Raw genomic sequence first — 6165 nt, forward strand, 5'->3', positions numbered from 1 at the left:
GGGCATGTCGCCCAAGAAGAAGAACAAGAACAAGCGCAAGACCGCCGAGCAGGCCCCCCGCACGCCCGCCGGCACCGCCGCCGCCTCCCGGCGCCGCACCCCCGTGCCCCTGGACGAGCCCAAGGCCCGCTGGCCCGTCGCCCTGTGGACCCTGCTGACCCTGGCCTGGCTCGGCGGCACCGCCCTGTTCTTCATCCTCGTCCTGGCCGAAGGCCTGGCCATGATGGACGACCCCGAGGTGGCCGACGCCTCCCTGCGCTCCACCGCCTGGTACCTGACCGGCATGCTCGTGTGCGCCCTGGCCGTCCCCCTCGCCGGCGCCGCCACCGCCGCCCTGATCCGCCGCAAGATCGCCGCGGGCCTGTTCGTCCTGGCCACCGCCGCATCGGCCATCGCCCTGTTCACCCTGGCCTCCCCGGCCGAGCTGTTCCAGGCCCTGCGCGGCGGCCTGGGAGGCGCCTGATCCGCACCCGCCCCGCCCGCGGCGCGCCCGGGACACCGCGCGCCGCGAATACGCCATCATGGACCACCGTGGGCGCAACGACACCGGACCAGAACCCCCCCGAACCCGACGACCACGGCCCCGGCGCCGAACCGGGACCAGAGCCCGAGGCGCTGCCCGTGCCCGCCGAGGTCCGCCACCGCCTCGACCAGGTCGCCCACAGCGTCCTGGTCGACACCCGCGCCCTGGACGAGGTCCGCCGCCGCTTCGACGCCGACCAGGCCGGGGCCCTGGCCCGCTACCTGGCCTCGGCCCAGTCGCCCAACACCCTGCGCGCCTACCGCACCGACTGGGTCGCCTTCACCGCCTGGTGCATGGCCGAGCACCGCACCAGCCTGCCCGCCGACCCCGTCGACGTCGCCGTCTACCTGGCCGCCGCCGCCGACACCGTCCGCCGGGACGACCCCGCGCGCTGGGCGCTGTCCCCCTCCACCCTGGAGCGCAAGGCCGCCGCCATCGCCGCCGTGCACGGCGCCCACGGCCTGCCCTCGCCCACCCGGTCCGAAGTGGTGCGCCTGACCCTGCGCGGCATCCGCCGCCGGCGCCGCGCCGCCCCCAGCCGCAAACGCCCCGTCCTGCTGCACACCCTGGCCACCCTGCTCGACCACCGCCCCGAGCCCGGACACCCCACCGGCGCCGCCCGCGCCCGCGACACCCTGCTGCTGCTCACCGGATTCGCCGGCGCCCTGCGCCGCAGCGAACTGGCCGCCCTGACCTTCGACGACGCGGCCGTGGACACCGACCCGCGCACCGGCGACCCCCTGCTGGTGCTGCGCCTGCAGGCCACCAAGACCGACCAGGAGGCCCGCCGCGACCAGCAGGTCGCCCTGCCCCGCGGCCGCCACCGGGCCACCTGCCCGGTGTGCGCCTTCGCCGACTGGGCCGAGCTGCGTACCGCCCTGCGCGACGGCGGCCCTGCGGCCCTGCGCCGGGCCCTGGAGGGGTGCGCCGAACGCGAACAGGACCCCCGCCCCGCCCACCGCTGCCACACCTGGACCGGCACCGACCTGGCCGACGGCACCGCCCGCCCCCTCTTCCCGCCCGTGGACCGGCACGGCCGCATCGGCGACCGCCCCGTCTCCGGGCGCGCCGTGGCCGAACTCGTCAAGCGCTACGCCCACCGCGCCGGACTGGACCCCCAGGCCTTCGGCGGCCACTCCCTGCGCGCCGGATTCGCCACCCAGGCCGCCCTGTCCGGGGCCGCCGACCGCGAGATCATGCGCCAGGGCCGCTGGACCAACCCCCGCACCGTCCACGCCTACATCCGCACCGCGAATCCGCTGGAAGACAACGCCGTGACCCGCCTCGGACTGTGATCTCCCCGTGTCTGTTATGTGCAAGGATGCCGGGGTGATCGATGAGTTTCGCGCGGCATTCCAGGAGCTGATCGACGCCTCCGTCGCATCCGACACCGAGCGCTTCCCCGAAGCCGTGCACCGCGTCTACAACCTGGCCCACCACGTCCCCACCGAAGAGCAGGAGCTGGCCCTGGAGGCCCTGGGCACCCTGCTCTCCGGCGGCCACACCGGCCCGGGCATCACCGCCGACCTGTGCGTGGTGGCCGGCGCCCTGGTGGAGTCGGGCGCCCTCCCCGGCGAGACCGGCACCACCGTGGTGCGCCTGCTGCGCACCATGGGCCAGGGCGCGGCCGTGTTCCTGCACGCCTGGAACTCCGCCGGCGCCGGAGCGGTCCCCGACCCCGACGAGGTCACCGCCCTGGCCGAGCAGGCCGTGGCCGCAGAGCTGGGCGAGACCGCCGCCACCGCCACCATCTGCTGGTGGACCGTGCGCCGCCACGTGCTGGCCGCGGCCACCATGATGGCCGACCACCGCGTGCGCGCCGCCGTGCGCGCCGACACCGCCCTGAGCGCCGAGCTGATCGCCATCTCCAACCAGCTCTCGGCGGTCCTGGAGGAGTTCGCCGAAATGCGGGCGCTGCTGCGGATGACCGGCGCCACCTCGGCCCTGGTCCTGGACCGGGCCACCGGACGCGGCTTCCGGGTGTTCTTCGAGGGCATCGGCGACAACTTCCAGCTGCACACCCTGCTGGCCGACGCCCTGGTGGGCGAGCAGGGCCAGGGACTTCCCGGGCACCGCCCCGACCCCCGCTGGACCGCGGCCTTCCGAGACGCCGAACCCGACCCCGCGGCCGGCCCGGTCAAGGGCTGGTGGAACATGGTGGCCCTGGACGGCTCCTGGGTGTGGAACGAGGGCGTCCCCGCCGACATCCCCACCCACGACGGCGAGCACGTGCTGGTCCTGGACCCCCAGCCCTTCCCGCGCTCCTGGAACGCCCGCAGACGCCACCCCCAGGTCAACGGCTGGCTGGAGGTCGACACCGAGCTCGACGCCCAGGAGGCCGAGCAGTGGTGGGCCCGCGCCTCCGCGCCCTCCGACACCGCCTCGGGCTCCTTCGACGCCTTCGGCCGCCCGCCAGCGCCCGAGCCGGCGGAGCCGGCCGTCCCCGCACCCGTCCCCGGGGGAGGGGAGGAGCAGGCCTCCGGCCCCGCAGTACCCGAGGAGCAGGCCCCCGGGCCCGAGCGCGTCCCCGAGGCGCCGCTGCCGGGAACCGGGCCCGTCGAATCGGGGCTGGGCCCCTGGCCCGGCTACGGCGAGGCGACCGGCGCCGGGGCCGAGGACCCCACAGGGGACCAGGTGCCCGACCCGGTTCCGGTGCCCCCAGCGCCCGAGCCCGGGGAGGCCGGCGCCGACGGGGGAGAGGAGCCCGCGGACGGGCAGGACACCGGGCGGCACGACCGGCACGGGGAGGGCCCGGCCGCCGAGCAGCCCGCCCCCGAGCCCGAGGGCGATGCGGAGGCCCGGGACGGCCGGGAGGAGGGGCGGCAGGAGCCCGAGCCCGCTCCCGAGCCCCATGCCGCGGCCACCGAGCAGATCCCGGTGCTGACCGAGGAGATGCTGCGCGCCTACGACGAGTCCCGCGCCTCCCGGGAGGAGCCCGAGCAGGGACCGCCCGGCAAGCGCATCATGCCGCCGCTGCCCCCGGGCGTCTCCAACAAGTCCGGCTGGGGCCCCACCTGGCGCTGAGGGCCCGCCTGAGCCGCGCGCCGGTGCTCGGACAGCTCCGGGCTCCGGGCGGCGCCGCACGTGGTCGAACCGCGACCTCGGGCGCCCTCATCGGCCGAGGGGGAGCACGCAGCCGTCCGGTGGAGGGTTCGCGCCGAGGTGAGCTTCCTGAGCCGGGGATACAGGCGGTGCGCGCGAGGCTTCGCTGAATCGCGACCGGAGACACTGAAACGCCTCTCACCCGGACACCGAAGAACCACTCGGACCAGCGGTGATTACGGGGTCAGGCGTGACTCGTCCGCCTCCGCCCGGTGCCGGCGTGCCGATGGCGGCCGCGCCGATCGGCGGCCGCCCGCGGGGTGAGCGGCCGGCCGTGGCAGGTCGGCCCTGTCCGGCGAAGGGGAGGGCCCACCGCCCGCCCTGGGGCGGTGGGCGGCCGCGCCGGGTGCGGGCAGGCCCCTCAGACGGCGGGGCGGCGCTGGGCGCCGGCGGCGCCCCCGTCCTCGTAGTCCTCGTCGTAGAGGCCGTCGAAGTACTCGTCCGGGCTGACCCCGCCGTGCTCCTCGCGCACCCACCGGGAGGGCACCATCAGGGGCGCCACCAGCAGCACCGCCAGCGGAAGGAACACGCCCAGCTCCAGCAGGGACAGCGCGCCCTCCTGGCCCGGCACCCACCCGGGGACCCGGTCGGCCAGCCCCGGGCGCAGCACCGCGGTGGCGCTGGCGGCCATCAGGGTCAGCCCCGCGATCCCCGGCAGCAGGGGCGTCAGCCGGGGCCCGACCAGGACCACGGCCACCACCAGCGCCAGCGCGCACAGGCCGCCGGCGGTGACCGCGCCCGCAGGGCCGGCGAAGGTCCCTCCGGCCCCGTTGAGCGCGGCCAGGCGGGGCTGGGCCCACCCGACGCCGAACACGACCAGCGGGGCGAGGAGGAGGCCGACGAAGAATCCGACGAAGTGGCGCACGGAACAGCTCCTCTCGAAGTCGAGCCTGCACCATAGCGACATTCGCGGCGTCTTGGGCATCTCAGACACCGGGAGTGACCAGCAGACCGACCGCGAACGAGTCCCGCCGCGGCCCCGATCGCCCGCTCAGCCGACGCTGTCGCCCCTGAGCGCGCCGAGGCCCGCACCACGCACGGTAACCGCCACCCGGGGCTGCCGAACCCGCCGAACCCGCGCTGCCGCCTGTACGACGACCCCCTGCCGCCTCCGCCCCGCCCGCACCGACCGCCAACGGGCCCCGCCCCGGGCCCCAAGTCCCGACTTCGAGCGCCGAAAATCCCCATCCCGACGAACCCCGCACCAACCCCGCCCCGGCGCGGGCCCCCGGCCCGCAACACCCCAGAGCCCCTCCGACCGGTAGCCTGCCCCCATGGGTGACGCCCCCGACGCTCCGCCCCGGGAGACCGACCCGGCCCCCGGCGCCGACCCCGCCGCCGAGACCGCCTTCTACGAGAGCCTGCCGCGGGTGCGCGGCGCCGCCACCGCCCTGCTGCGCGAGGCCCCCGGCGGCCGCGTCCTGCTCGTCGACCCGGTCTACCGCCCCGGCTGGGGCCTGCCAGGCGGCGTCGTCGAAGAGGGGGAGTCCCCACTGGCCGCCTGCATCCGCGAATGCGCCGAGGAACTGGGCCTGCACCCCCGGCTGGACACGCTCGTGGCCGTCGACTGGATCCCCCCGCACACCACCCCCAACCGGCGCCCCGCCCTCATCCACGTCTTCGGCGGCCTGCTCCCGCCCCGCGCCCTGGACCGGCTGCGCCTCCCGCCCGACGAGCTGGCCGCCGCCGAACTCCTCACCCCCGAACAGGCCGCCGACCGCCTGCCCGCCGACCTGGCCCGCCGCACCGCCCGCGCACTGCAGGCCCAGGACGCCGGCACCACCGTCTACCTCGAACACGGCCGCCCCGCCCCCTGGACCGCCTGAGCGGCCACCGGCCCCGCGCCCTTTAGGCTGGTGGGCGTGAGCAACGACCCGCAGCGGTCCGGCCCGGACCCCACCGACGACCCCGACGTGATCGAACTGGCCACCCGCGTGTTCAACTTCGCGCGCACCGGCGACAGCGGCTCCCTGCGCGCCTACCTGGACGCGGGCGTGCCGGTGGACCTGACCAACGACAAGGGCGACACCCTGGTGATGCTGGCCGCCTACCACGGCCACCACGAAGCGGTGCAGGCCCTGTGCGAGCGGGGCGCCGACGTCGACCGCCTCAACGACCGCGGCCAGTCGCCGCTGGCCGGGGCCGTCTTCAAGGGCGAGGACCAGGTGGTGCGCACCCTGGTCCGCCACGGCGCCGACGCGGCCGCGGGAACCCCCTCGGCCATCGAGGCGGCCCGCATGTTCGACAAGCAGGAGTTCCTGGAGCTGTTCGCCGAGGGCGCCCAGGACTGAGGCCCCGAAGGCGGGAGCGGCCGACAGGCCGATGGGCCACGAGGCCTAGGCCGAGCGCCGTCGCCGCCGCCCCGGGGCACAGGCGGCAGGGGAGCGCGGCCCGACCCGCAGCCCGCCAAACGAGTGGTGGGGGCGACGCCGCGCGTCGCCCCCACNNGGCGGCCGCCCCGCCGGTCAGCCCCCGCCGCCGGCCCCACCGGAACCGGGGGCCGCCTCGCGCCCGTCGGCGCGGGTGTACAGCGGCTCCGC

Annotated in this window: 6 protein-coding genes; 5 read left to right on the forward strand and 1 reads right to left on the reverse strand. The window is 76.8% G+C overall.

The annotated features are described in order from the left end of the window. Positions 1-4 precede the first annotated feature (4 nt). The 3 genes from D450_RS0105655 to D450_RS0105665 all read left to right on the forward strand — a co-directional run bounded on the left by D450_RS0105655 (position 5) and on the right by D450_RS0105665 (position 3547). Positions 5-463: a hypothetical protein gene (locus tag D450_RS0105655; RefSeq protein WP_017537706.1), complete on the forward strand. Its 459-nt coding sequence runs from the start codon at positions 5-7 to the stop codon at positions 461-463. A 68-nt stretch (positions 464-531) separates the two neighbouring features. After that, the gene (locus D450_RS0105660) at positions 532-1818 is read left to right on the forward strand and encodes a site-specific integrase (protein WP_017537707.1); all 1287 of its coding nucleotides are present in this window, start codon (positions 532-534) and stop codon (positions 1816-1818) included. Between the two features lie 34 nt (positions 1819-1852). Next, a complete protein-coding gene (locus D450_RS0105665) occupies positions 1853-3547 on the forward strand; it encodes a hypothetical protein (protein WP_017537708.1) in 1695 nt (564 codons plus the stop codon). A gap of 439 nt (positions 3548-3986) precedes the next feature. On the opposite strand, the gene D450_RS0105670 is transcribed toward D450_RS0105665, so the two are convergent. Beyond that, positions 3987-4490 (reverse strand): hypothetical protein, encoded by a 504-nt coding sequence (locus tag D450_RS0105670; protein WP_017537709.1) that lies wholly within the window; start codon positions 4488-4490, stop codon positions 3987-3989. Between the two features lie 409 nt (positions 4491-4899). On the opposite strand from D450_RS0105670, the gene D450_RS0105675 reads away from it, so the two are divergent. Together D450_RS0105675 and D450_RS0105680 are read left to right on the forward strand one after the other, a co-directional pair. After that, complete coding sequence (locus tag D450_RS0105675; protein WP_017537710.1) at positions 4900-5451, forward strand: NUDIX domain-containing protein; 552 nt, start codon at positions 4900-4902, stop codon at positions 5449-5451. A 30-nt stretch (positions 5452-5481) separates the two neighbouring features. Continuing rightward, positions 5482-5916, forward strand: coding sequence for an ankyrin repeat domain-containing protein (locus D450_RS0105680; RefSeq protein WP_017537711.1), 435 nt, complete (start codon positions 5482-5484; stop codon positions 5914-5916). The last annotated feature ends 249 nt before the right edge of the window (positions 5917-6165 follow it).

The organism is Nocardiopsis halophila DSM 44494 (assembly GCF_000341245.1).
GTDB lineage: Bacteria > Actinomycetota > Actinomycetes > Streptosporangiales > Streptosporangiaceae > Nocardiopsis_A > Nocardiopsis_A halophila.

Excerpts from the sequence above, each read along its gene's own strand:
- D450_RS0105655 (WP_017537706.1), top strand. The coding sequence starts at position 5 with ATGTCGCCCAAGAAGAAGAACAAGAACAAGCGCAAGACCGCCGAGCAG.
- D450_RS0105675 (WP_017537710.1), top strand. The coding sequence starts at position 4,900 with ATGGGTGACGCCCCCGACGCTCCGCCCCGGGAGACCGACCCGGCCCCC.